At 63.6% G+C, this 24,740-nt stretch carries 17 protein-coding genes; 4 read left to right on the forward strand and 13 right to left on the reverse strand.

Going from position 1 to position 24,740, the window contains the following annotated elements; all coding sequences use genetic code 11:
* Window positions 1–7 precede the first annotated feature (7 nt).
* The gene (locus tag HWX91_RS33085) at window positions 8–1,801 is read right to left on the reverse strand and encodes a ShlB/FhaC/HecB family hemolysin secretion/activation protein (RefSeq protein ID WP_028198853.1); all 1,794 of its coding nucleotides are present in this window, start codon (window positions 1,799–1,801) and stop codon (window positions 8–10) included.
* Between the two features lie 328 nt (window positions 1,802–2,129).
* Here HWX91_RS33085 and ubiA point away from each other — a divergent pair, with 328 nt between their 5' ends.
* The gene (ubiA, locus tag HWX91_RS33090) at window positions 2,130–2,993 is read left to right on the forward strand and encodes a 4-hydroxybenzoate octaprenyltransferase (protein ID WP_028198852.1); all 864 of its coding nucleotides are present in this window, start codon (window positions 2,130–2,132) and stop codon (window positions 2,991–2,993) included.
* Window positions 2,994–3,032: 39 nt separating this feature from the next.
* Here ubiA and proC read toward each other — a convergent pair whose 3' ends face one another.
* From proC to HWX91_RS33120, 6 genes are all read right to left on the reverse strand, one after another.
* Window positions 3,033–3,848, reverse strand: coding sequence for a pyrroline-5-carboxylate reductase (proC, locus tag HWX91_RS33095; RefSeq protein WP_028198851.1), 816 nt, complete (start codon window positions 3,846–3,848; stop codon window positions 3,033–3,035).
* 47 nt (window positions 3,849–3,895) lie between these two features.
* On the reverse strand, window positions 3,896–4,594 hold the full coding sequence (locus tag HWX91_RS33100) for a YggS family pyridoxal phosphate-dependent enzyme (protein ID WP_028198850.1): 699 nt from the start codon (window positions 4,592–4,594) through the stop codon (window positions 3,896–3,898).
* 78 nt (window positions 4,595–4,672) lie between these two features.
* Window positions 4,673–5,899 (reverse strand): glycolate oxidase subunit GlcF, encoded by a 1,227-nt coding sequence (gene glcF / locus HWX91_RS33105; protein ID WP_028198849.1) that lies wholly within the window; start codon window positions 5,897–5,899, stop codon window positions 4,673–4,675.
* 8 nt (window positions 5,900–5,907) lie between these two features.
* Window positions 5,908–6,996, reverse strand: coding sequence for a glycolate oxidase subunit GlcE (gene glcE, locus HWX91_RS33110; protein WP_028198848.1), 1,089 nt, complete (start codon window positions 6,994–6,996; stop codon window positions 5,908–5,910).
* A gap of 294 nt (window positions 6,997–7,290) precedes the next feature.
* On the reverse strand, window positions 7,291–8,784 hold the full coding sequence (locus tag HWX91_RS33115) for an FAD-linked oxidase C-terminal domain-containing protein (protein ID WP_028198847.1): 1,494 nt from the start codon (window positions 8,782–8,784) through the stop codon (window positions 7,291–7,293).
* A gap of 116 nt (window positions 8,785–8,900) precedes the next feature.
* Window positions 8,901–10,316 carry an FAD-linked oxidase C-terminal domain-containing protein gene (locus HWX91_RS33120; protein WP_028198846.1) on the reverse strand — a complete coding sequence of 472 codons (1,416 nt, stop codon included), beginning with the start codon at window positions 10,314–10,316 and terminating at the stop codon, window positions 8,901–8,903.
* 238 nt (window positions 10,317–10,554) lie between these two features.
* Here HWX91_RS33120 and HWX91_RS33125 point away from each other — a divergent pair, with 238 nt between their 5' ends.
* Window positions 10,555–11,100, forward strand: a complete 546-nt coding sequence (locus tag HWX91_RS33125; RefSeq protein ID WP_028198845.1) for a cob(I)yrinic acid a,c-diamide adenosyltransferase — start codon at window positions 10,555–10,557, stop codon at window positions 11,098–11,100.
* Window positions 11,101–11,217: 117 nt separating this feature from the next.
* Window positions 11,218–12,423: an NO-inducible flavohemoprotein gene (gene hmpA, locus HWX91_RS33130; protein WP_028198844.1), complete on the forward strand. Its 1,206-nt coding sequence runs from the start codon at window positions 11,218–11,220 to the stop codon at window positions 12,421–12,423.
* Between the two features lie 56 nt (window positions 12,424–12,479).
* Here hmpA and HWX91_RS33135 read toward each other — a convergent pair whose 3' ends face one another.
* From HWX91_RS33135 to HWX91_RS33160, 6 genes are all read right to left on the reverse strand, one after another.
* Window positions 12,480–12,812: a helix-turn-helix domain-containing protein gene (locus HWX91_RS33135; RefSeq protein WP_028198843.1), complete on the reverse strand. Its 333-nt coding sequence runs from the start codon at window positions 12,810–12,812 to the stop codon at window positions 12,480–12,482.
* Window positions 12,813–12,815: 3 nt separating this feature from the next.
* Complete coding sequence (locus HWX91_RS33140; protein WP_028198842.1) at window positions 12,816–13,154, reverse strand: type II toxin-antitoxin system RelE/ParE family toxin; 339 nt, start codon at window positions 13,152–13,154, stop codon at window positions 12,816–12,818.
* Between the two features lie 216 nt (window positions 13,155–13,370).
* The gene (gene aroG / locus HWX91_RS33145) at window positions 13,371–14,444 is read right to left on the reverse strand and encodes a 3-deoxy-7-phosphoheptulonate synthase AroG (RefSeq protein WP_028198841.1); all 1,074 of its coding nucleotides are present in this window, start codon (window positions 14,442–14,444) and stop codon (window positions 13,371–13,373) included.
* Window positions 14,445–14,848: 404 nt separating this feature from the next.
* Complete coding sequence (tldD, locus tag HWX91_RS33150; RefSeq protein WP_028198840.1) at window positions 14,849–16,315, reverse strand: metalloprotease TldD; 1,467 nt, start codon at window positions 16,313–16,315, stop codon at window positions 14,849–14,851.
* A gap of 96 nt (window positions 16,316–16,411) precedes the next feature.
* Window positions 16,412–17,299, reverse strand: a complete 888-nt coding sequence (locus HWX91_RS33155; RefSeq protein ID WP_028198839.1) for a carbon-nitrogen hydrolase family protein — start codon at window positions 17,297–17,299, stop codon at window positions 16,412–16,414.
* Between the two features lie 118 nt (window positions 17,300–17,417).
* Window positions 17,418–21,629, reverse strand: a complete 4,212-nt coding sequence (locus tag HWX91_RS33160; RefSeq protein ID WP_028198838.1) for a YhdP family protein — start codon at window positions 21,627–21,629, stop codon at window positions 17,418–17,420.
* Window positions 21,630–21,826: 197 nt separating this feature from the next.
* On the opposite strand from HWX91_RS33160, the gene glnE reads away from it, so the two are divergent.
* Window positions 21,827–24,619 (forward strand): bifunctional [glutamate--ammonia ligase]-adenylyl-L-tyrosine phosphorylase/[glutamate--ammonia-ligase] adenylyltransferase, encoded by a 2,793-nt coding sequence (gene glnE / locus HWX91_RS33165; protein WP_028198837.1) that lies wholly within the window; start codon window positions 21,827–21,829, stop codon window positions 24,617–24,619.
* Window positions 24,620–24,740 lie beyond the last annotated feature (121 nt).

The following is a 24,740-nucleotide window of genomic DNA, read 5'->3' on the forward strand; positions in this document are numbered from 1 at the left end:
TTTTTGCTTAGAAAGAAGTGGTCAGCTTGACGTTGACCACAATAGGATCGGCCTTGAGTTGCGCCGGAAAGCGCAACGGCGTGCCGACGGAAACCGAACCAGCGACGTTTCTGTATGCCGTCGAAGCCGCTAGCGCCGCGCCGAGCACGGTCCCGCCGGATAACGGCTCGCCGGCTACCGGTACGACACGGCCGGCGTCGACGGCTGCGCTGAGCGTCACCCGGCCGGCCCACGACGGCGCCGGTGCACGCCAGTCGATCTGGTTGCGCCAATAGGCGCCGGTGTTGCCGTACAGATAGCGATCGCGAAAGCCGCGTACCGATGCATCGCTGCCGACCGTGACGCGCTCGCTGCCGTACAGCGCATCCGGCGACCATTGCCCGTACGCCGACGATAGAAACGCGACGCGCGGCGTGAGCGCCTTGTAGAAACTTGCGCTGACGGCGGCCTTGCGAAAGTGCGCATTGGGGCCGCCCGCGTCGGCGAGATTGGTGCTGCCTGGAGCGAGACCTTGGGTGAAGACCGGAGCGGCGGTGAAATAGCTGTCACTGCCAACGCGCGTCGCATAGCTGATGCCGAGCTGCGCTGCGCTTTGCCGTTCACTGCTGTTCTGCAGTGCGAACTCGTCCAGATAGACGTCGCCTCTATAGTGGGATAGCGAAGCGAACACATCGGTTTTGCTGCGCGCGTTGCGCTGTACAGTGCGCGATGCGGTGAGCCGGTGCTGGATGCTGCTGCCGTGGTAATTCAACGCGAGGCCATAGAATTCGAGCGGGATCGCGTAGTTGCCACCCGAGGCCGAGTAGCTGAAGGTCCAGTAGCCGACCGGCAATGACGCGTTGACGCCGAAGTTGCGGCGAAAGCGGTCGGCGTGGATCGGCGCGGTGGTATCGGCGGAAAACTGGATCTGCTCGCCGAAGCCGAGCGTGTTGTTCAACGTGAGCGCTGCGGCGATTTCATTGCGGCCGGTGTTTTCGGCGCCGTTATTGTCCGCGGAAAGCGAAATGCCGACGTTCGGTGCGGCGCTGCCGGTCAACACGACGTCCGAATAGCCTTCGAGCGGCGCGGGGCGGATCGCGACTTTCACGCCGGTGGGCGCGACCCGTTCGATCTGTTCGACGCCCTGCTCGATGTTGCGCAGATTGAGCACGTCGCCGGGCGAACCAGGAAACGAAAGCCGCGCGGCCTGATCGACGGTGTAGTCGTTGCCAGCGAAATAGATGCGGCCGAGTTTGCCTTCCACCGCCTCCACGACCAGCACCGCGCCGTCCAGGTTCTGGCGAGGCAATTCGGCGTGACTGGTGATGTAGCCGTGCTCGACATACCAGTCGTTCACCTCGTCGAGCAGGCGGTCGAGATCGGCCTGTTGCAGGCACCGGCCCGAATAGTTCGCGTGAATCCGCAGTTTGACGGACCTCGGCAGAGTGTCCGCACCATGGAACGTGACGTCCGCGACGTCGACGCAACGCGCCGCATCGACATTCAGTCTCGTCGCCGCCGATTGCCTGTGACGCGGCGCCGAAGCTGCAGCTGGTTGTTGCTTGCTGAGCTCTTCGCGCTGAGTGCGTGCGTTGTCCAGCAGACGTTGTTGCTGCTGCTCATGCAGCGTTCGGTCGATCGGGTTCGCGATGACCGGTTCGAGCGCGAGTGCGGGCGTGGCGACGGTGGCGAGCAACGCTCCGGCATAGACCAGCGCGGGTAGCGGTGCGCCGGGTGTCGTGAAATTTTCACTTTCTAAAAGCGCGCGATATTTTTCCGTCGCGCAATGCGCGGCTTTTTCTGAGATGGAGTTAAATTTCATGTTCGTCGTAACGTGCGCTTCGTGATTCGTGCAAAGGCTTTCAATACGTGCACAAAGTTGCGCAGTCGGGACGAGAATGTAATCTCCGTGTAAACTATCTAAATAGGACTACTCCTAATCTGGCGTCGCTTCCGTAACTTTCGGGACAGGTCTTGCGCCTGGTTCTGCCGGTCGACAGTCCGGCAACAAAAACAACTGAATGAACGGAAAAAGTGCTTGAGAACACCGGCACTCCCTCTAAGCGCGGCTCGGGCTGCCTGCTAGCCGGTTCGTCCGCCGCCCGCATCCCGTAAAATAACGGCACCGTCCGCACTTCACGAATCCACCCATGTTCGCCCGACTTCCCCTGTATCTGCGCCTCGTGCGCATGGACAAGCCGATCGGCAGCCTGCTGCTGCTGTGGCCGACGCTCAATGCGCTGTGGATTGCGTCCGACGGCCATCCTTCGTGGCCGCTGCTGGTGATCTTCACGGTGGGTACGGTGCTGATGCGCTCGGCGGGCTGTGCGATCAACGACTACGCGGATCGCGACTTCGACCGCTATGTGAAGCGCACGGAAAACCGTCCGATCACGTCGGGCAAGATCAAGGCATGGGAGGCGGTGGCGCTGGCGGCCGGTTTGTCGCTGCTGGCGTTTTTGCTGATCCTGCCGCTCAATACGCTGACCAAGGAGCTATCGGTGGCGGCATTGTTCGTCGCCGGTTCATATCCGTTCACAAAGCGCTTCTTCGCGATTCCGCAGGCGTACCTGGGCATTGCGTTCGGTTTCGGGATTCCGATGGCGTTTGCCGCGATTCAGGATCATGTGCCGATGCTCGCGTGGATCATGCTGCTGGCCAATATATTCTGGTCGGTTGCGTACGACACGGAATACGCGATGGTCGATCGCGACGACGACATCAAGATCGGCATCCGCACCTCGGCGCTGACCTTCGGCCGCTTCGACGTGGCGGCGATCATGCTGTGCTACGCGGCCACGCTGGGCATTTACGTCGGCATCGGCGTAGTGCTCGGCTTCGGCATGTTGTATTGGCTGGGCTGGGTAGCGGCGGTGGGCTGCGCGATCTATCACTACAAGTTGATCCGCAATCGCGAGCGGATGGCGTGCTTCGCGGCGTTCCGTCATAACAACTGGTTGGGCGGCGCGTTGTTTGTCGGCATTGCCGCGCATTACGCGGCTGCTTCGTTTTAATTCTTTCGCGCCAGCCAACCCGCAAATCTCGAACCGCGCTTACTGCTTGCCGAACTCGTCGCCCATTTCCCTGGCGCGTGCATCGGCGGCGAGTGCGCCGCGGACGATTGCGTCCTTGATTCCGCTGGCATCGAACGACGCCAGCGCGGCCGCGGTGGTGCCGCCCTTCGACGTCACACGTTCGCGCAACAGACTCGGGGGTTCGTCCGAGTTCGCGGCCAATTGTGCCGCACCGGTGAAAGTCGCAACCGCCAGCGCGCGGCCTTGCGCTTCATCCATGCCGAGTTGGCGCGCGGCTTCCTGCAACGCTTCGATGAAATAAAACACGTAAGCGGGACCGCTGCCCGAGATCGCGGTGACGGCGTCGATCTTCGCTTCGTCGTCGAACCAGACGGTTTCGCCGACCGCGCCCAACACCTGCGACGCGAGCGCGCGACCGGTCTCGTCGACGCTGCCGGTTGCGACGAGGCCCGTTACGCCCATGCCGATCAGCGCCGGCGTATTCGGCATCACGCGCACGATGCGGGCATGGCCGTTCAGCCAGCGCGACATGTCATCCATGCGAATGCCCGCGACGATGCTGATGACCAGTTGCGACGCCTGCAGATGCGGCGCCAGCGACCCGGCGACGCTCTTCAGAATCTGCGGCTTCACCGCCAGCACGACGGCGTCGTACGGGGCGAGCGCGGCGTCCGCGGCGGCGCCGGTCTTGATGCCGAACTGCTGCTCGTTGCGCTTGCGCGCCTCTTCGTTGGGATCGATCGCGTACAGGTCAGCGGGCGCGACGCCGCGCTTGATGAGGCCGCCGATCAACGCCGCCGCCATGTTGCCACCACCGATAAAAGCAATTTTCATGATGTTCCGGGAGAAGTTCCGTGTGAGGCCGCCAAGGGCCGAAACGGTCAGTTGGAGTAATCTCGTGCGCCGAAAATCGCGGTGCCGACACGCACGATCGTCGCGCCTTCCAGCACGGCGGCTTCGAGGTCGCTCGACATGCCCATGGACAGCGTATCGAGTTCAAGGCCGTCATTTTGCAGGCGTTCGAACAACTCGCGTAGCTGCCGATGCGGCACGCGCTGTTCTTCGATGCCACCGGCCGGTTCGGGAATCGCCATCAGGCCGCGTAGCCTCAGCTTCGGCAGCGCGGCGATGGTCTGGGCGACTTCCACCGCCTCGGGAATGCTCACGCCGCTTTTGGACGCTTCGCCGCTGATGTTGACCTGCAGGCAGACGTTCAACGGCGGCAGGTTGTCCGGACGCTGCTCCGACAGCCGCTGCGCGATCTTCAGACGGTCGACCGAATGTACCCAGTCAAAATTCTCGGCAACCGGCCGTGTCTTGTTCGATTGCAATGGTCCGATGAAATGCCATTCGAGCGCGCTGCGCAGATCGGCCAGCGTTTCGATCTTGGAGAGCGATTCCTGCACATAGTTTTCACCGAACGCGCGCTGACCGGCTGCGTAGGCGGCGCGCACGTCTTCGGCGGGAAACGTCTTCGAGACCGCGAGCAGGGTGATCGAATGCGGATCGCGTCCGGCGACTTGCGCCGCGAGGGCGATGCGCTGCCGCACCGCTTCGAGGTTGTGGATCAGATCTGGCATGGGATGGAACCGGAAGTCCAGCGAAAGACAATGGTCGAATTATACGGACGCCGCGCTTCGCGATCGGAGTCGATCGCTTCAGGCGGACAGCATATGCTCCACCAGTTCGATCCAGTGCGCGACCGGCGTGGACGTACCGCTTTGCAGATGCGCGATGCAGCCGACGTTCGCCGAGACGATCACCTGCGGCTCCTGCGCCTGCAGCTGCTCGAGCTTCTGATCGCGCAGAGCGTACGAGAGCCTGGGCTGCGTCAGCGAATAAGTGCCGGCCGAGCCGCAGCAGAGATGACTGTCGGCGGGCAGGCGCACTTCCACGCCGAGCGCCGCCAGCAGATGTTCGATTTTGCCGCGCACCTGCTGACCATGCTGCAACGTGCACGGCGGATGGAACGCCACCGTATGGATCGCGCGGCGACGTGTCACGGCGGCGAGCGCTTCTTCGAACTCCGGCAGGATCTCCGCGATGTCGCGCGTCAATTCGGTCACGCGGCGCGCTTTTTCCGCATACACGGGATCGTTGCGCAGCAGATGCGCGTATTCCTTGACCGTCGCGCCGCAGCCGGACGCGTTCATGACGATCGCCTCGACACCTTGCTCGATATAGGGCCACCATGCGTCGATGTTGGCGCGCAAGTCGTCGAGCGCTTCGTCGGTGTAGCCCAGGTGCAGCCGGATCGCGCCACAACAGCCTGCCTCCGGCGCGATCAGCGTTTCCACGCCCAGGGCGTCGAGCACGCGCGCGGTGGCGATGTTGACGTTCGGCATCATCGACGGTTGCACGCAGCCGGCGAGCATCAGCATCTTGCGTGGATGTTGCGCGGTCGGCCATTCGAGCGGACGCTGCCGGGCGGGCACCTTGTCGCGCAGTTTTTTGGGCAGGAGCGCGCGCACATGCTGACCGAGGCGCATGGTCGGCGTGAACAGCGCGCTGTTCGGCACGAAGCTCGCGAGCAGCCTGCGCACCATCCGCTGACCGAGCGGACGTGTGACTTTTTCCTCGGTGATCTTGCGGCCGATCTCGACCAGCCTGCCGTATTGCACGCCGGACGGGCAGGTCGTTTCGCAGTTGCGGCAGGTGAGGCAGCGGTCCAGATGGACCTGGGTGCTGCGCGTGACCGCCGCGCCTTCCACCATCTGCTTGATCAGATAGATGCGCCCGCGCGGGCCATCGAGTTCGTCGCCGAGTATCTGATAAGTCGGGCAGGTCGCCGTGCAGAAACCGCAATGCACGCAATTGCGCAGAATGGCATCGGCCTCGTCGCCATCGGGCGTGTTGCGAATGAAGTCCGCGAGGTTGGTTTGCATCGCGTGGCTCAGAAGTCGGGGTAGAGACGGCCGCGATTGAAAATGCGGGCTGGGTCGAAGGCGGATTTCAGGCCGCGATGGATTTTCATCAGCGGCGCGGGCAGCGGCGTGAACACCCCGGCGCCGCGGTCGTAGCCGTGGCCGGTACGGAAGATGGTGGCGTGGCCGCCGGCCTGTTTGGCGCTGATACGCACGGTTTGTGCGTCGGTATCGGTGATCCACCAGCGCTGGCTGCCGCCCCATTCCATCAGTTGCGCGCCGGGCAGTTGCAGCGGCTCGGTGATCGACGGCAGGGCGAGGCGCCACAGCGCGGCTTTCGGCGGGATAGCCGCGAAGAACGAGTCGGTCTGTTCACGCAGGCCGGCCCAGAAACGCTCCGCTTCGACCGCGTCTACGACTTCGCCGCCAAGCGCCGTGCGCGCGGCCTTGACCGCAGCTTCCGCGCCGGCCATCCGCACGGCCAGCGTGCCGTGACGCCATGCGCTCGCGGTAATCGGCAGCGGCCGGCCGCCCCATTCGTTCAGCTTGCGGACCGCGTCTGTGCCGTTCATATCGAATTTGAGCGTGGTTTCGGCTTGCGGCACCGGCAGTACCTTGACCGACAACTCGAGGATCAGCCCAAGTGTGCCGAGTGAACCCGCCATCAAACGGGAGACGTCGTAACCGGCGACGTTCTTCACCACCTGGCCGCCGAAATGCAGCGCCTGGCCCTGACCGTTCATGACCACCGCGCCGAGCACGAAGTCGCGCGCGGCGCCTGCCGAAGGGCGGCGTGGACCGGCAATGCCCGCCGCGATGCAGCCGCCGAAGGTGGCTTGCGAGCCGAAATGCGGCGGTTCGAAGGCGAGCATCTGATCGCGTTCGGCGAGTGCGGCCTCGATCTCCAGCAGGGGCGTGCCCGCGCGCGCCGTGATAACCAGCTCAGCCGGGTCGTAAGCGATGATGCCGCGGTAAGCGCGCGTATCGAGGATCTCACCTTCCAGCGTCTGGCCGTACCAGTCTTTGGTGCCGCCGCCACGGATGCGCAATGTGCGCCCTTCGGCGCTGGCTGAACGCACGCGCTCAGACCAGATGGCGACGATGTCATCCTCTTCCATGGTGCCCTGCTTCGTTGTGTTTCGATCGATTGTACCGGGCGGCGGCTCGCTGGCAACCCGGAGCGGACCCGTATCGGGTAATCAGGGTGGGCGCTGGAAGGCATGCTGGCGCGGCACAGGCGGAATGCGTCGGCGCGGGGAGTCGCGCGGAGGCTGGCAGAGGTGGAAGTCCCGGTATCTGGGCAAGCGGGACCGCGCGGCGGGCACGCGATAGACGCTGCGGGCCCGACTTGAGCCGGCAGCGTCGAGGCCGTCGAAGCCGTCGAGGCCGTCCTAAGCGGTCTTACAGCCGGTTTAAAACCGCGGCAAGTCCGGATGCGGCAGCAAGCCGCCGCGTACGTGCATCTTGCCGTACTCGGCGCACCGGGCACGGGTGGGAATACCCTTGTCGGGATTGAGCAGGCCGGGTGCGTCAAAAGCGCGTTTGACCGCGTGGAACGTGTCGCGCTCTTCGGGTGAGAACTGCACGCACATCGAATTGATCTTCTCGATGCCCACGCCGTGTTCGCCCGTCACGGTGCCACCCAGTTCGACACAGGTTTCGAGGATGTCGGAACCGAATGCCTCCGCGCGGTGCCATTCGTCCTGATCGTTGCCGTTGAACAGGATCAGCGGATGCATGTTGCCGTCGCCCGCATGGAAGACGTTGATGCAGCGCAGGCCGTACTTCTTCTCCATCGCTTCGATGCGCGCCAGCAGCGGCCCGATACTGCGGCGCGGCACGGTGCCGTCCATGCAGTAGTAGTCGGGAGAAATGCGGCCGGCCGCCGGAAATGCGTTCTTGCGCCCGGACCAGAAGCGCAGCCGCTCATTTTCCGAGCGTGAAATCTGGATACGGGTAGCGCCCTGTTCGCGCAGCACCGCGGTCATGCGCACGATTTCGTCGGCCACTTCTTCCGGCGTGCCATCCGACTCGCATAGCAGGATCGCCGCCGCGTCGAGGTCGTAGCCTGCATTGACGAATTCTTCGACCGCGCGCGTAGCCGGTTTGTCCATCATCTCCAGACCGGCCGGAATAATGCCCGCCGCAATGATGCCGGCGACCGCATCGCCGCCTTTAACGACGTCGTCGAAACTGGCCATGATGACCTGCGCCGTTTGCGGTTTCGGGATCAGCTTGACGGTGACTTCGGTGACGATCGCGAACATGCCTTCACTGCCGATCAGCACCGCGAGTAGATCGAGCCCCGGCGCATCCGGCGCGAGCGAACCGAACTCGACGATTTCGCCTTCCATCGTCACGGCACGCACACGCAGCACGTTGTGCACGGTGAGACCGTATTTGAGGCAGTGCACGCCGCCTGAATTCTCCGAGACGTTGCCGCCGATCGTGCAGGCGATCTGCGAAGACGGGTCAGGTGCGTAGTACAGGCCGTACGGCGCGGCGGCTTCGGAAATCGACAGATTGCGCACGCCCGGTTGCACCGTGGCGGTTCGGGCGTAGGAGTCGACTTCGACGATCTTGCGAAAGCGTGCGAGCGACACCACCACCCCGTGACGAATCGGCATCGCCCCGCCGGACAAACCGGTGCCCGCGCCGCGCGGCACGATCGGCACGTCGAGCCGGTGACAGATCTGCACGATGCGCTGAACCTGCGATTCCGTCTCCGGCAACGCAACCGCGAGCGGCAGACGCCGGTAGGCGGCGAGGCCGTCGCACTCGTAAGCGACGGTATCTTCTTCGCGATACAGCAGGCAGTGGGTCGGCAGCACGGCCATCAGCGCCTGCACGACTTCGCGCTGGCGTTGGGCGAGAACTTCGGCCGTCAGTTCGACGGGTGCGTTCATATGACTTGTCTCCTGATGTCGTTCACTCTGCGTGCCCGGTCGAGTCGCGTTGTGCGGCAGCAGGCGTTGCCACTGCCGGTGCCGCTGTCGCAACCGGGCGAGGTGCGACCGGCGCCTCAAGCCGCCCAGGAAAAAATCTTGCCCGGGTTCATCAGATTGCGCGGATCGAGCGCGTGCTTGATGGAGCGCATCGTGTCGACGGCGACTTCACCATGTTCTTCCAGCAGGAAATTCATCTTGTGCAGACCGACACCATGTTCGCCGGTGCAGGTGCCGTCCATGCGCAGCGCGCGCTGCACGATGCGATGGTTCAGGCGCTCGGCTTCGGCGAGTTCTTCCGGCTTGTCCGGATCGATCAGGATCGCAACGTGGAAGTTGCCGTCGCCGACATGGCCGACGATCGGACAAGGCAGCGGCGACGCGTTCAGATCCTGCTCGGTTTCCACCACGCATTCCGCAAGGCGCGAGATCGGCACGCAGACGTCGGTTGTGACGGCACGGCAGCCGGGCTTTAGTTGCAGCATGGCGAAGTACGCGTTGTGGCGCGCGTTCCACAGGCGGCTGCGATCTTCCGGCCGGGTTGCCCATTCGAAGCCTTCGCCGGCATTCTGCGCGGCGATTTCCTGCACTAGTTCGGCTTGCTCTTTCACACCGGCTTCGGTGCCATGGAATTCGAAGAAGAGCGTAGGTGCTTCACGCAGCGTCAGGTTCGCATGGCGATTGATCGAGCGGATCGCCAGTGAGTCGACGAATTCGACCCGCGCGATCGGCACGCCGATCTGGATCGTTTCGATCACCGCGCGCACGGCGTTGCCCATCGACGGGAAGGTGCAGACCGCGGCCGAGACCGCCTCCGGCTGCGGATACAGTCGAACGGTGATTTCGGTAATCACGCCGAGCGTGCCTTCCGAGCCGACGAACAGACGCGTGAGATCGTAACCCGCCGACGACTTGCGCGCGCGCGTGCCGGTTTTGATCACGCGGCCGTCGGCGAGCACCACCGTCAGCCCGAGTACGTTCTCACGCATCGTGCCGTAGCGTACGGCGTTGGTGCCCGACGCGCGCGTAGCCGACATGCCACCGATGCTCGCGTCGGCACCCGGGTCGATCGGGAAAAACAGGCCGGTATCGCGTAGCGCTTCGTTCAACTGCTTGCGCGAGATGCCGGGTTCGACCGTGACGGTCAGATCTTCGGCATTGATCGACAACACCCGGTTCATTTCCGACAGGTCGATGGATACGCCGCCCTGGACCGCCAGCAGGTGCCCTTCGAGCGACGATCCGTTGCCGTAAGGGATGATCGGTACGTCGTACTGGCCGCACAGCTTGACGATGGTTTGCACGTCTTCTGTGTTGCGCGCGAACACGACGGCGTCGGGCAGTTGCGGATCGAACGGGGATTCGTCGCGGCCATGGTGGGCGCGCACGGCTTCAGCGGTAGAGACGCGCTCGCCGAACGCGGCTTTGAGGGCGCCCAGCAATTCGGCGGGAAACGGCCGGCGCAATGGGGCCGGCGGCACGGGATGATTCACGCATGTCTCCTGATAGTAGGGCAGAGCTGTTCTACAGCTTGTGCTTCATTTTACGCCGATCGCCCGGGGACCGGCGTCGGGCGCGGCTGCCGCTCCTATAATGGCGGCGACCTCGCGATGCGCGCAATATGGATAAACGCGGTGGCTAACGCGGTGGCCTGTTTGCCGGATGCGCCGGATGGATTCGGCCGCACCGCGCCAACGCATCGTTACTGAATGTGAATGCATGGGAGACATCATGGGCAACCGCTTGAGCAAAATCGCCACCCGTACGGGCGACGACGGCACCACCGGTCTCGGCGACGGCCGCCGCGTACGCAAAGACAGTGCGCGCATTGCCGCCATCGGCGACGTTGACGAGCTCAATTCGAATCTTGGCGTGTTGCTGTGCGAAACGCTGCCTGACAACGTGCGAGCGGCGCTGGTCGCAATTCAGCACGACCTGTTCGATCTTGGCGGCGAGCTTTGCATTCCTGGTCATACGATGATCACCGACAAGCAGCTCGGCCAACTCGACGGCTGGCTGGCCGACTACAACGCGACCCTGCCGCCGCTAAAGGAATTCATTTTGCCCGGCGGCTCGCGCGCGGCCGCGCTTGCGCACGTGTGCCGTACGGTGTGCCGGCGCGCCGAGCGGTCGATCGTGGCCCTGGGTGAAAGCGAGGCGATCAATGAGGCACCGCGCCAGTATGTGAACCGTCTGTCCGACCTGCTGTTCGTGCTCGCGCGTGTACTCAATCGCGCGGATGGCGGTAGCGACGTGTTATGGCAGCACGATCGGTAGGGCCGGCTAGCATCGCGCTTCGGTCCCTTTAAGCCGTATGAGTACTGTGACAATCTGTCCGGGTCAAACTTGCTTCTTAAAAATGTATCGTAAATGCATCTTTAAGGAGAAGTAGTCATGACCGTTCTTACCGCCGACCAGATCGCCCGCGTCAAAGCCACCGTACCTGTGCTCGCCGAACACGGCACAACGATCACCAAACACTTCTACAAGCGCATGTTCGCGCATCATCCTGAGTTGAAGAATGTGTTCAACCAGACGCACCAGAAGAGCGGCAATCAGCCGGAAACGCTCGCGAAAGCGGTGTACGCATACGCGGCTAATATCGATAATCTCGGCGCGCTGGGCCCGACTGTCTCGCGAATCGCTCATAAGCACGCGAGTCTGAATATCCGGCCGGAGCAGTATCCGATCGTGGGGCGGCACCTGCTGGGTGCGTTCGTCGATGTGCTCGGCGATGCGGTCGATCAGGAGACGCTTGGCGCGTGGGAAGTCGCGTATGGGCAACTCGCGGATATCTTTATCGGCGCGGAAGCGAAGCTCTATGAAGGTGCGGCATGGAGTGGTTTCCGGCCGTTCAAGGTTGTGCGCAAGGAAGTGGAGAGCGATGAAATCACGTCGTTCTATCTGACGCCCGCCGATGGCTCGCCGGCCTGCGGCTTCAAGCCTGGCCAATATCTGAGCGTGAAGCGTTTCGTGGATGAACTCGGCGTCGATCAGCCGCGGCAGTACAGCTTGTCGGACGCGCCGAACGGAAAATGGCTGCGTATTTCGGTGAAGCGCGAGGCGGGGCGCGAAGATCAGGCTCCCGGCCATGTATCGAACCTTCTGCACGACGGTGTGGAAGTGGGCGAGGTGGTGCATGTCAGCGCGCCCATGGGCGATTTCACGCTGGCGCGCAAGAAGACGACGCCCGTGGTGCTGATGAGCGGCGGTGTGGGCGTAACGCCGATGACCTCGATGCTCTCCACCTTGCTCGCCGATCACAGCGAGCGCAGCGTGACTTTCGTGCATGCCTGCCGCAATGGACGCGTGCATGCATTCCGGCAGTGGCTTAACGACACGGTTGCCGCGCATCCCAATGTTACGCGCGCGGTGTTCTACGAAGCCATTGAAACGGAGGATCGCGTGGGTGTCGACTACGACTTCGAAGGCCGCCTCGACCTCACGAAAATTACCGGCAAGGTGATGATTCCCGACGCGGATTACTACATCTGCGGCCCGGTGCCGTTCATGCGCGCGCAATGCGAGTCGTTGACCGCGCTCGGTGTAGATGCAACGCGGATTCACACTGAAGTGTTCGGTTCAGGCGCGGTGCAGTGAAGCGAGGGCGCATGGCGAGCGGTGTGGGAAAGCCCGCGTAGGGCCCGGCATGCGCCTTATCCAATCGCCAGTGTGACCGGCTTGCCGATCCGGCTCATCATTTCGACCAGTGTGTCGATGGTGAACTTGGCGCTCTTCTTGTTGACCACGTCCGACACGCGCGGTCGCGACACCATCAAAATCTCAGCGGCCTCGGCCTGCTTCAGATGATGCTGTTCGATCCAGCTGGACAGTTCGGTCATCAACTGTTCCTTGAGCAGCCGCGTGTCGTTAATCTGTTTCTGTGAAGCAGCGTGCAAACGCTTCGCTTCTGCGGCGGAAAAGCCGAGTTCGAGAAACAGGTTTGCGCCGGGTTTGGTTACGTGACGGATTTTTGTGTCGATCGTCATTTGTTAAGGTTTCCTATCATTGATGATGGCGCGATACCGCGTCTCGGCAATCTTTCTATCCTGGGGCGGAAGTTTCTGAGTTTTCTTCTGGAAGCAATGCAGAACGTACAGCGCTTCCACAAACTTCGTGACGTACATCACGCGATAAATGCCATCAGCCTCTCTGATGCGAATCTCGCGTGTTCCAGCGCCGATCGAATCAAACGGCTTCCAATCGTCGGGGTCGAGGCCAGCCTGAATCTTGCCCAACTGAAAGCCGGCCCGGCGACGTGGTTCTTCAGGAAAGGTGAGTAAATCGTGATAGCTGGAGCCCATCCAGCGAATTTCTTTTTCCTGCTCCATACGCACCTTTGATGTACAAAATTTTATACTCATCATTCAGCCCGGTCAAGTCGTCTTCGACCCGGCAACGAGTTGGTAAGGTACATAGGCGGCGCTTGAAGCACCATTCGTCCGTTCGGCCAATAAAAAAACCCGGCTCGTCGAGCCGGGTTTTCGATGCAAACACTACAGTAATCGCACCGATGCGCAACGCGCGCAACGGGCTTGAAGCGGCATTTAATTACCGCTACCGCGCGTCACGCGCCGTTGCTTGACCGCTTCGGCGAGACCTTCCAGCACGGCAACGCTTTCGTCCCAGCCGATACAGGCATCGGTGATACTCTGACCGTACGTGAGCGTGCAGCCTTCCTGCAAATCCTGGCGCCCGGCGATCAGATGCGATTCCACCATCACGCCGACAATCCGTTCGTCACCCGAAGCAATCTGGCGACCAATGTCCGCGCACACCGGAATCTGGTTCTCGTGCTTCTTCGAGCTATTCGCGTGGCTCGCATCGATCATCAGACGCGCCGCGAGACCCGCTTTGCCGATGTCGGCGCATGCCGCGTTGACGCTGTCCGCATCGTAGTTCGGCGTTTTGCCGCCGCGCAGGATGATGTGGCAGTCTTCATTGCCGGCCGTCGAGACGATTGCCGAGTGGCCGCCCTTGGTGACGGAAAGGAAATGGTGCGGCTGCGACGCGGCCTTGATCGCGTCGACGGCAATCTTGACGTTGCCGTCCGTGCCGTTCTTGAAACCGACCGGGCACGACAGGCCCGAAGCCAGTTCGCGGTGCACTTGCGATTCGGTCGTACGCGCGCCGATTGCACCCCATGAGATCAGATCGGCGATGTACTGCGGGCTGATCATGTCCAGGTATTCGGTGCCGGCCGGCAGCCCGAGTTCGTTGATGCGCAGCAACAGTTCGCGCGCGGTGCGCAGGCCGTCGTTGATCTTGAAGCTGTTGTCCATGTACGGGTCGTTGATGAGACCCTTCCAGCCCACCGTCGTACGCGGCTTTTCGAAATACACCCGCATCACGATTTCGAGTTCGCCGGCGAAGCGCTTGCGCTGTTCGACGAGACGCCCGGCGTATTCCATTGCCGCCTTCGTATCGTGAATCGAGCACGGCCCGATGATGACGATCAGCCGGTCTTCCATGCCGTGCAGAATGCGATGCATCGCGTTGCGCGAGTTGTAGATCACGTCGGACACCGTTTCGTCGCAGGCGAATTCGCGGATCAGGTGAGCGGGCGGTGTGAGTTCTTTCAATTCGCGGATGCGGACATCGTCGGTGTTGTGCGGGGGCATGTTTGTTCTCCTGAATCGGGTCGTAGCGTGTTCGCGCGGGCAACGAAGGCTGCGATCAGACGGCGATCAGGCAGCGCTGCCAGGGCGAACCACAATCAAAAAGATTTCAACGGCAAAAGTTTCAAAGACGTGGGGCGAAAAAAAAACCGCCAGGCTAGCTGGCGGTTTTCGTGAATTCTGAGTGTCTTGCGTGCACTAACACCCCTCTCGATCCGCCAGCGGTCTGAGATGCCAAAAAAAGTAAAAGTAAAACTTGGCGGACATGGCGAAATAGGTCGCTGGTCAAAAAGGGTGAGTGACTTTATAACCCGGGTAAGCTGGGCTGGCAAGCTACAAGGTGTAAAAATGCGGAAAATCCGCATACTTCGTGAATATCATGCACGAAGTATGCGTCCACATTAAAATCAGGCCGTGCCGCCAACCGTCATCCGGTCGATACGCAGCGTCGGCTGACCGACGCCGACCGGCACGCTCTGGCCTTCCTTGCCGCACACGCCGACGCCCGAATCGAGCTTCATGTCATTGCCGATCATGCTGACGAATTTGAGCGATTCCGGCCCACTGCCGATCAGTGTCGCGCCCTTGACCGGGTAGGTGACCTTGCCGTTTTCGATCATGTACGCCTCGGAGGCCGAGAACACGAACTTGCCGTTCGTAATGTCGACCTGGCCGCCGCCGAAGTTCACCGCGTACAAACCGTTCTTCACGGACGCGATGATTTCCTGCGGGTCCTTGTCGCCATTGAGCATGTACGTGTTCGTCATGCGCGGCATCGGCAGCGCGGCGTACGATTCGCGACGCGCGTTGCCGGTGACCGGCATCTTCATCAGTCGCGCGTTCAGCGTGTCCTGGATGTAACCCTTCAGGATGCCGTCTTCGATCAGCGTCGTGCACTGGGTCGGGTTGCCTTCGTCGTCGATGTTCAACGAGCCGCGGCGGTTCGGCAGCGTGCCGTCGTCGACCACCGTCACGCCCTTCGCCGCAACCTGCTCGCCGATCCGACCCGCGAATGCCGACGATCCCTTGCGGTTGAAGTCGCCTTCGAGGCCGTGGCCGATTGCTTCGTGCAGCAGCACGCCGGGCCAGCCCGGGCCGAGCACGACGGTCATGGCGCCGGCCGGAGCCGGACGGGCATCGAGATTGACGAGCGCTGCATGCACGGCGTCGTCGACATAGCGCGACAACACTTCGTCGGTGAAGTAGCCGTAGTCGAAGCGGCCGCCGCCGCCGCCGCTGCCGATTTCGCGGCGGCCGTTCTGCTCGGCGATCACCGTGACCGACACACGCACGAGCGGACGGATGTCGGCCGCGAAGCCGCCGTCGCTACGTGCGACCAGCACCACGTCGTATTCGCCGGCGAGGCCTGCCATCACTTGCTGGATGCGCGGATCGCGGCCGCGCGCCATCTTTTCGATGCGCTCCAGCAGCTTGACCTTGGCGGTCGCGTCGAGCGAATGCAGCGGATCGGACGGCAGGTACAGATCGCGCCCGGCAATGCCGGTCAGCGACGAGGCCGCCTTGATCTTCTGTTTGCCGCCGCCCGCCTTGGCAATCGAACGGGTGGCGAGCGCCGCCTGACGGATCGCCTCGGGCGACAGATCGTCCGAATACGCGAAAGCCGTGCGATCGCCCGACACGGCGCGCACGCCGACACCCTGGTCGATGCTGAAGCTGCCCGACTTCACGATGCCTTCTTCGAGACTCCACGCTTCGCTGCGCGTGTACTGGAAGTACAGGTCGGCGTAGTCGATCTTGTGCGTGAAGATTTCGGCGAGCGTGCGGGTGAGCAGGGACTCGTCGAGACCGTAGGGCGTCAGGAGAATATCCTTGGCGGTGGCGAGATTACGGATACCGGGTTCGATGATGTTCATGCGAAGTATGTTCTGCTCGATACGAAGGATTCGGTTAGCGCTGCTATCACCGGGATATGGGTGACAGGCGCCGCACTTTCAATGTCAGGTAATACGTCAGCAGCTCAGCACGCGGTGACGCCAGGCGGGCAGGCTCTGCCGCACTTCGTCGATGCGCGCACGCTCGAGATTGCCGGCCACCACGCCGGCGCCTTCGTCGCGCACCGCGACGAGTTCGCCCCACGGGTCGACCAGCATGCTGTGGCCCCATGTCCGGCGGCCGTTCTCATGTTTGCCGCCTTGCGCGGCGGCCAGCACGTAGCACTGGTTCTCGACCGCCCGCGCGCGCAGCAGCATTTCCCAGTGCGCGCGGCCGGTGGTGTAAGTGAACGCCGACGGCACCACGATCAGCGCGCAGTCGCCCATGCGCCGGTACAGCTCAGGAAAGCGCAAATCGTAGCAGACCGACAGGCCGACCCGGCCGAACGGCGCTTCGAAGGTGCGGACTTCGCCGCCGGGGCAGATGGTGCGCGCCTCGTCGAACGATTCTTCGCCCTTTTCGAAGTTGAACAAATGGATCTTGTCGTAGCGCGCGACCTCGTTGCCTTGCGGGTCGAACACCAGCGTGGTGTTCAGCACGCGTGCGGGTTCCTGCGACATTAACGGCAGCGTGCCGCCGATCACCCACACCTTGTGCCGGCGCGCGGCATCGGCGAGAAAACGCTGGATCGGGCCGTCCTGATAGGGCTCGCGTACGCCGAGCTTGTCTGTGTCCTTGAAACCCATGAAGCAGAAGTACTCGGGCAGCAGGACGAGTTGCGCGCCGTCGGCGGCGGCTTCGGCGATCAGGCGTTCCGCTTCGGCCAGATTGCGCTCGCGATCCGGCGTGCTCACCATTTGCAGCGCGGCAACGCGAAAGGCGCTGCCGGAGGAGCCGCCGGACGCCGCAGGCGAGGCGGTGGATGAAGCAGCGGACGAAGGTGAAGAGACGTGTGTTTCGCTCATGAGCGTTTCGAAGAACTCCCGGCAAGGCAGCGGCGCGGACTGCCGGCGCCGCATACGTCGTTCAAGACCGGCTGGGGCCTGTGGCGCAGCACGCTTCTGATCAAACGAGGGTTCGAGTTCAGTGTGCGCCCACGGTCGAAGCCGGAACGTCCATCTTACCGCGATCGCTCTTCACCCGCTCGACGTGCGGTTTCGACCACGAACCGGTGATCGCGTACTCGCGCGCAAACGCCGTGGAGACCGATTTGCTGAACGCCAGATCGGCCACCAGCGCGCCTAACCCGAGGAGCGGATTGATAACGGTCGCGGCGATCACGGCGGCGCCGGCGCTGACGGTCGGCACGATCTGCACGTGCAGATCCTGGGTTTCCTGCGCCAGATCCACCGAGCCCTTCATCTCGGCGCGGGCCGGCGCGGTCACCATTTCGAAATTTTCGGTGCGGCCAATGCCGTTGTGGATCTCGCCCGTGCCGGTGACGTGTTCGAACGGCAGCCCTTCGCCGATCACGTCGCGGAAATTGAGCGTGGCGAAGCGCTCCAGGCTTTGCAGGCTGAGCACGCCCAGCAATTTCGCGACGCCCGGGTCGACCTTGAGAATCTGTCCATGACGCAGGTCGACGGCCAGATTTCCATTGAGGGTCGGATAGTCGATGGCGGTTGGGCCGCCGCGCCACACCACCTTGCCCGACAGTGTGCCATTGCCGGACTTGAGCGTGTGCGGTTGGCCGAAGCGCTCCAGCAGGGCGCCGGCATCCTTGATGTCGAGTTTGAAATCGAACACGGTACGGCGCGGCGTGGCCTCGTCGGCGGTATTGCCGAGGCCCGTCGAAGTGCGCCAGTTGGCCGTGGCGCTCAGCGTGGCGGCGGGGTTAGTGATGTCGAGTTTGTCGAGTTGCCAGACCGGCACGCCGTCTTCCTCGAAGTTGTGCGCGTCGACTTCGAGCCGGCCAATGTTGCGATTGCGCACGATCAATTCGTTGACCACCAGATCGATCGACGGCATGTTCTGCGCCGGCGCCGACATGGCCTGGCCAAGCAGATCCCGGTCTGTGACGGACGGAATCACCACCCTGGCAAAGCGTGCCTGCAGCGTGCCGGGCGACGCCTTGTTGGCGCCCGGCAGCCAGGAAACGTGGCCTGACACCTGATTCGATGCGATGTTGGCCTGCCATTTGCCGTCCGCATGCGACGCGCCGACGATCACGCTATCCCAATGCCGCTTGAGCAGGGTCAGCGTGCCGATATGCAGCGCGAAGCGGTTCGGCAGGAACTGCGCGAGGGCCGGATTCGGTGCAGCGGGCGCTGCTGCGGCGCCGGGCGACGGAGTGGGGGCATCCTTGTTGCGCATCTGCGTGAGGAGCGCGCGCCAGGCATCGGCGTCGAAGGCTTCGACGTCGACGGTGGCGATCACGCCATCGGACGGCAGGTCCGCGGGCTTGTTGACGCCGATCGCACCGCGTACGACCGTGGGTGGCGTCTTTGGCCCGGCTTTGGGCTCATAGCGCAGCAGATAGGTGGCGACGATCGGGCCGAAGGTGAGGTCGGCACGTTCCAGACCGGCTTCGCCCGCATCGGTGGATGGTTTGACCGCGAAGCGCAGCGGCATCGGCGTGCCGACCGGTTTGTCGAACGGCGCGGGGAAGTCGAGCGCAAGGCCGCTGAGATCGGAGTTCGCCGTGACCTCTGGCAAGCGCCCCTTGGCGCCGCGCACGTTGAGCGCGTAGGGCGCGCTGCCGCTCATGCGCGTCAGCACTTCGGCGGCCGGGCCGTGCAGATTCAGACCGCGCGCGGCATCCACGGCGATATGGCCGCCGAGCGCGAGCGAATACGTGCCGTCCTGCTTCAGGCCGCCGTCGGCGTGCACGTCGCCGCCGAGGAACTGGCCCGAGAGCCGGTCGAGCTGCGCCGTATGTTCGGTAAAGCGCACCTTGCCGTTCAGTTGCGACAACGGCGGCACGTTGTCGACCGTCAGGCGGTTGTTCTGGAAGCCCACTGCGCCTTCCACGCCGATATGCGGCTTCGGCGTGCGTGGCACGGTTAGTTTGAGCGCCAGCGCGGCGGGCCCTTCGGCGCGCACTTTTTCGGTCGCATGTTTGGACATGATGCCGAGCGAGCTTTCGTTGACGTAGTCGAGCATGTCTGCGAGCGGCCCACGGCCGTTGCCCGTGATGACGAGATCCGATGACTTGGTGCCGAGATCGTCGATCTTGCCGTTTACTTTGTTCAAGGCGACCCGCTTGTAATGGGCGCGATCGATGTCGAAGCGCAGCACGTTCTGTTTGAGTTCGAACATGCCGTCAATGCCATCCAGCGGTGGCCACACGTTCGGTGTGCCGTTCTTCATCTTGCGCGGCGGGTACGGCGAAGGGTCGAACTTGCCGCCCTTGAACGGCGCGACGATATGGAAGATGCCGGCTTCCGGCGCGCGCGAGTAGGGGAATTTGGTCAGATCGCCGTGGATTTCGATCGTCGCGCCGTGCGACGTGCCGGCCTGCAGCCCATGGCCCAGGTAAATGCGCAGCTTTTCGCTGACGCTGGTCGGCATATAGCGGACGATGCGGGTGACCTGCGCGCGCTGGAATTCGGCCTTCAGGTCGAGCGAGCCGCGGCCATGGCCCGGGTTGCTGTAATTGGCCGTGGCCGTGGCGTCCGCGTCCGCGTTCGACACGCCGAAGTCGGCCAGTTTGACAGTGAAGGCCGGGTGATTCTCGCCCGGCGCCTTCGGTGTGATGGTCCAGTCGGCCCGGCCATGCAGGCGGTCGAATTTCAGGCGCGGGTCGTCGAACACGCCCGGGAACGTAATCGCGACCTTGGAGGTGTCGAGCGTCGCGGTGCCGTGTTTTTCGTCGGCGTCGACGCTGCCCCACAGGTTTTCGATACCGGGAATGCCGGCGCGCGGGTGATTCAGCGGGGTAAGCCCCGGCGGCGGCTCCTGCGCGGCGAAGCTGATGCCTTGCAGGTCACCCTTGAAGCGATAGCGCTCGATCGGCTCGGTGCCGCTTGGCCGGTGGTCGCTGCCCGCTTCGCCGGATTCCGGCTTGCCGCGTTCGACTTCGATCACATAGTTCGCCACCATGCCGCGGGGATTGAAGCGCACCAGATTGTTCAGCAACGGACGCGGCAATGGCAGCGCGCGGCTGAATTCCGCGAGGATGCCCAGATCGACGCGGTCACCGCTGAAGCTGACGAGTTGCCCATGCTGCTGCGACGCGGTCCGGAAGCGGCCGTTCAACGTGGAGAGCGCGAGGGTGCGGGTCAGCGGCGTGCCGTCGTCGAGCGGCGGCTGGCCGAGCTCGGCGCGCAGATTATTGAGCTGCAGCGTGTAGTCGCCCTGGTCGGCCGTGACGTGCCACGAGAAGTTGGCGATCGGCACGTCCAGCTTCGGCTGGGTCGGGCGGACCCGCATCGAGACATTCGTGCCGGCCAGTTGCCCGCTCGCCGAGGTCATGCGGCCGTCGGCGAAGTCGCCCCAGATCGCATTGTCGATGCGGCCGGCGAAGGTCTCGATCGGGAAATTGATGTAACGCGCGAGAGTCGGCAGATCGACCGGACCGGTCGACATGTAAACCTCGCCGGCCCAGTTGACCGGTTTGCCGATCGCGGAGAGGCGGGCGTGTTTGAAATGGGTGCGGAAGTCGATCGGCCCGTGCAGCACCTGGCCGTCGGCGGGCGCCTGCAACGCCAGCCGGTGATCGTAGCCCTCGTTGAGAATCGCGATCCGGATGTCGCGCAGGGCGAGCTCCGGCGCTTGATGTTGGGCATCGCGCCAGCGCAGCACCCCGCCGCGCACCACGATGGCCTGTTGGCGCAGGAGCCACGTGGACAAGGTGTCGTTGCCGCTGTGCCGGGTCGGCACCGGCACCCCTGCAACCGAGATCACGCCGTCGCCACTGCGCGACACCAACACGTCGGGCTGATCGACGATCAGGCTGGAAAGCGCGGGATGGAACTGCCAGAGGGACTTCCACGAAAGCGTGGCGGTGGCGTGCGGAATGGTCAGCGCCGCTTTGCCGTCAGGAGCGCGGATTACAAGGTCGGTGACGTCGAGGCCGGGCTGAAAACCGCTCCAGTACGGCGCGAGCTTGCCGATGGTGAACTGCGCGTGCAGCTTTTCGGAGACCGTGGCTTCGATGCGCGGCCGGAACGAATCGACACGCGGCAACACGACGTAACGGAGGCCGAGAAAGAGACTCGCCGCGATGAAGTACAGGACGAGGGCCAGCGCGAGGACCACGCGAAGGGTCCGACGCAGCACGATGTGGTCGCTTCCGCTCGCAGGCCGGACCTGCCCTGTTTCGTGCGGGTCGGCGGATTCGTTTCGCTCGGACATGCTGCGGCGGGTGGGCGTATGGTAGTTTTGCGAATTAACGACGAAATGTAACACACGGGAAAGCGTCGGCGGACCTCCGGCAAACCCTTTCTGCATGCCGTCTCGCGACCTGCGCGAGGTTGCCCGGCTGCGCCTCGACCCGTGTGCTGCAGCGAACTGAACCACGCTGTTAAAGCAACGAGCGAGCCAGACCCTAGATGACTGACGCCACACTCCTGAGTTCCAGCTATTCACATTATGCGGCGCGTGCCGCGGCGGCCCGTCCGCAAATCGTGGCACAGGTGGCGGCGCTCGCGTCCGCGCCTCTCACGCGCGAGCGGATCGACGCGCGCTTTGACGCGCTGTGCGCCGAGGGCGCCGACGCGGGCGGCGGCCCGTTGAGCGAGGATGCACTCAAACGGGCCTTGCGCCGGTTGCGCACCGAAGTATTTTGCGCCGTGATGGAGCGCGACCTGGCGGGCGAGGCGGATGTCGCCGAAGTCACCGGCGCGATGACCGATCTGGCGGAGACGACGATCCAGCGCGCCCTGGCGGTTGTGTCGGCCGAACTCGAAGCGCTTTACGGCGAACCGCGCGGACCGCAGGGCGAGCGCCTTGCGCTCGGCGTGGTCGGAATGGGCAAGCTGGGCGGGCGTGAGTTGAATGTGTCGTCGGATATCGACCTGATCTTCGTCTATGAAGAAGACGGCGAGACCGCCGGCGGTCAGCGTTCGCCGATCGCGACGCAGGACTTTTTTACACGGCTCGGTAAGCGCCTGATCGGCGCGCTGGCCGAAGTGACTGCCGACGGTTACGTATTCCGGGTCGATATGCGTTTGCGGCCGAACGGCGATTCAGGGCCGCTCGTGTGCAGCCTCGGCATGCTCGAAGAATATTTCTACGTGCAGGGCCGCGAGTGGGAACGCTATGCCTGGATCAAGGGCCGGCTCGTGTCCGAAGGCGCGAGCGAGGCGGCCGTGCGGCTGCAGAAGCAGCTCGACGCGATCGTCACGCCGTTTGTCTATCGGCGTTATCTCGACTTCGGCGTGATCAGCGCGATTCGCGCGCTGCATTTGCAGATTCGCCAGGAAGCGCAGCGGCGCGCCTCGATGCGGCCCGACAAGGCTGACGACATCAAGCTGGGCCGTGGCGGCATCCGCGAAATCGAATTTAGCGCGCAGGTATTTCAGCTGATTCGGGGCGGCCAGGATGCCGGCTTCCGGGTGCGTCCGACGCTCGCCGTCTTGCGGCATGCAGCAACGCAGGGGCTGATCGATACGTCGGTTTGCGTGAAACTGTCGCAGGCGTATCGCTTCCTGCGCGAACTCGAGCACCGCCTGCAATACCGCAACGACGCGCAAACCCATGCGATGCCGGTCGATCCCGAGGAGCGCGTGGCGCTCGCGCACGCCATGGGCTGCGACGATTATGCTGCGCTGATGCTCAAGCTCGACGCGCACCGCGAGTTCGTCGAGCAGCAGTTCGACCAGATTTTCGCCGACAAGGTGAGCGGCCGCGACGGGTGCGGCGCACGGGAAGACGGCGCGGCGACCTGGGTCTGGAGCAGCGCGCTCGCCGACGATAGCGCCGACGAAGCGCTGCGCGCGCGCCTGATTGAACTGGGCGTGCCCGAGCCGGGCGAACTGCTGGCGCGTTTGCGCGCGGTGTGGCAGTCGTCGCGTTACGCGGGGCTTGCCGAACGCAGCCGGCAGCGCTTCGACATCGTCGCGCAGCGTGCGCTGGAAGCCGCGCAGACGCTGGAGCCGCCCGAACGGCGTGGCGATACATTGGCGCGCCTGTTCGACCTGCTCGAAGCCGTGAGCCGGCGCGGTGCGTACCTTGCGCTGCTAACGGAATATCCACAGGCGCTGCATCGGGTGCTGTCGGTGCTGGGCGGCTCGCGCTGGGCTGCCGGTTACCTGATCCGCCATCCGCAATTGCTCGACGAACTTCTCGACGACGAGGCAATGGACAGTCCGTTCGACTGGCCCGAATTCAAGCGCACACTGCGTTTGCGTCTGGCCGCGGCGGACGGTGTCGAGCAACAGATGGACCTGCTGCGCCACGCGCACCAAGCCGAGGTGTTCCGCATCCTGTTGATCGATCTGGCCGGCCGGCTGAGCGTCGAACATGTGAGCGACCGTTTGTCCGAACTCGCCGACGCGGTGCTCGACGTCACGCTCGAAGCGGTCTGGAAGCAGTTGGCCAAACGCCATCGCGAGGTGCCGAAGTTCGCGGTGATTGCCTACGGCAAGCTGGGTGGCAAGGAACTGGGTTACGCGTCCGACCTCGACGTCATCTTCCTCTACGACGATCCGGACGATGCCGCCGCCGACGTCTACGCCACCTACACCCGCCGCCTCATCACCTGGCTGACGACGGCCACCGGCGCGGGTACCTTGTTCGATGTCGACTTGCGGTTGCGGCCGAACGGCGAGTCGGGTCTGCTCGTCACCGATCTGGATGCGTTCCGCCGCTATCAATTACGCGAAGGCGACGCCGCCAATACCGCCTGGGTGTGGGAGCATCAGGCGCTGACCCGAGCGCGCTACTGCGCGGGCGACGCTGAAATCGGCGCGAAATTCGAACTGATCCGCGAGCAGGTGCTGACCACGCCGCGCGAAGCCGCGCCGCTTGCGAAGGAAATCGTCGAAATGCGCGAGCGTGTCGAGGCGGGTCACCCGAACCGGACGGCGCTGTTCGACCTGAAGCACGATCGTGGCGGCATGGTCGATATCGAATTCACCGTGCAGTACTGGGTGCTGCTGCACGCGGCGAGCGATCCGGAACTGATCCGCAATACCGGCAACATTGCGTTGCTGCGCGAAGTATCGCGCTTCGGCTTGATGAGTGAAGAGGAAGCGGAGACGGTCGGCGCGGCTTACCGGACCTACCGGAAGTTGCAGCACAAGCTGCGTCTCGACGGGATGGAGAAGGCTCGGGTCGATCCGGCCTTGGTGGTGACTGAGCGTGAGGCGGTGCTGGGGCTTTGGAAGCGGGTGTTCGGCTGAGGACTGGAGTCTGCGTCTGAACTGAACGGCTGGATGACTGACGCGAAGGCAAGCGGCGCTGCCTTCGCGCGTTTTCCGACGAACGGTCGCGGCGGCTTCACAGCGGCTCCCGATCGGCTCC

The organism is Paraburkholderia fungorum (assembly GCF_902833645.1).
In the GTDB taxonomy this organism is placed as follows: domain Bacteria; phylum Pseudomonadota; class Gammaproteobacteria; order Burkholderiales; family Burkholderiaceae; genus Paraburkholderia; species Paraburkholderia fungorum.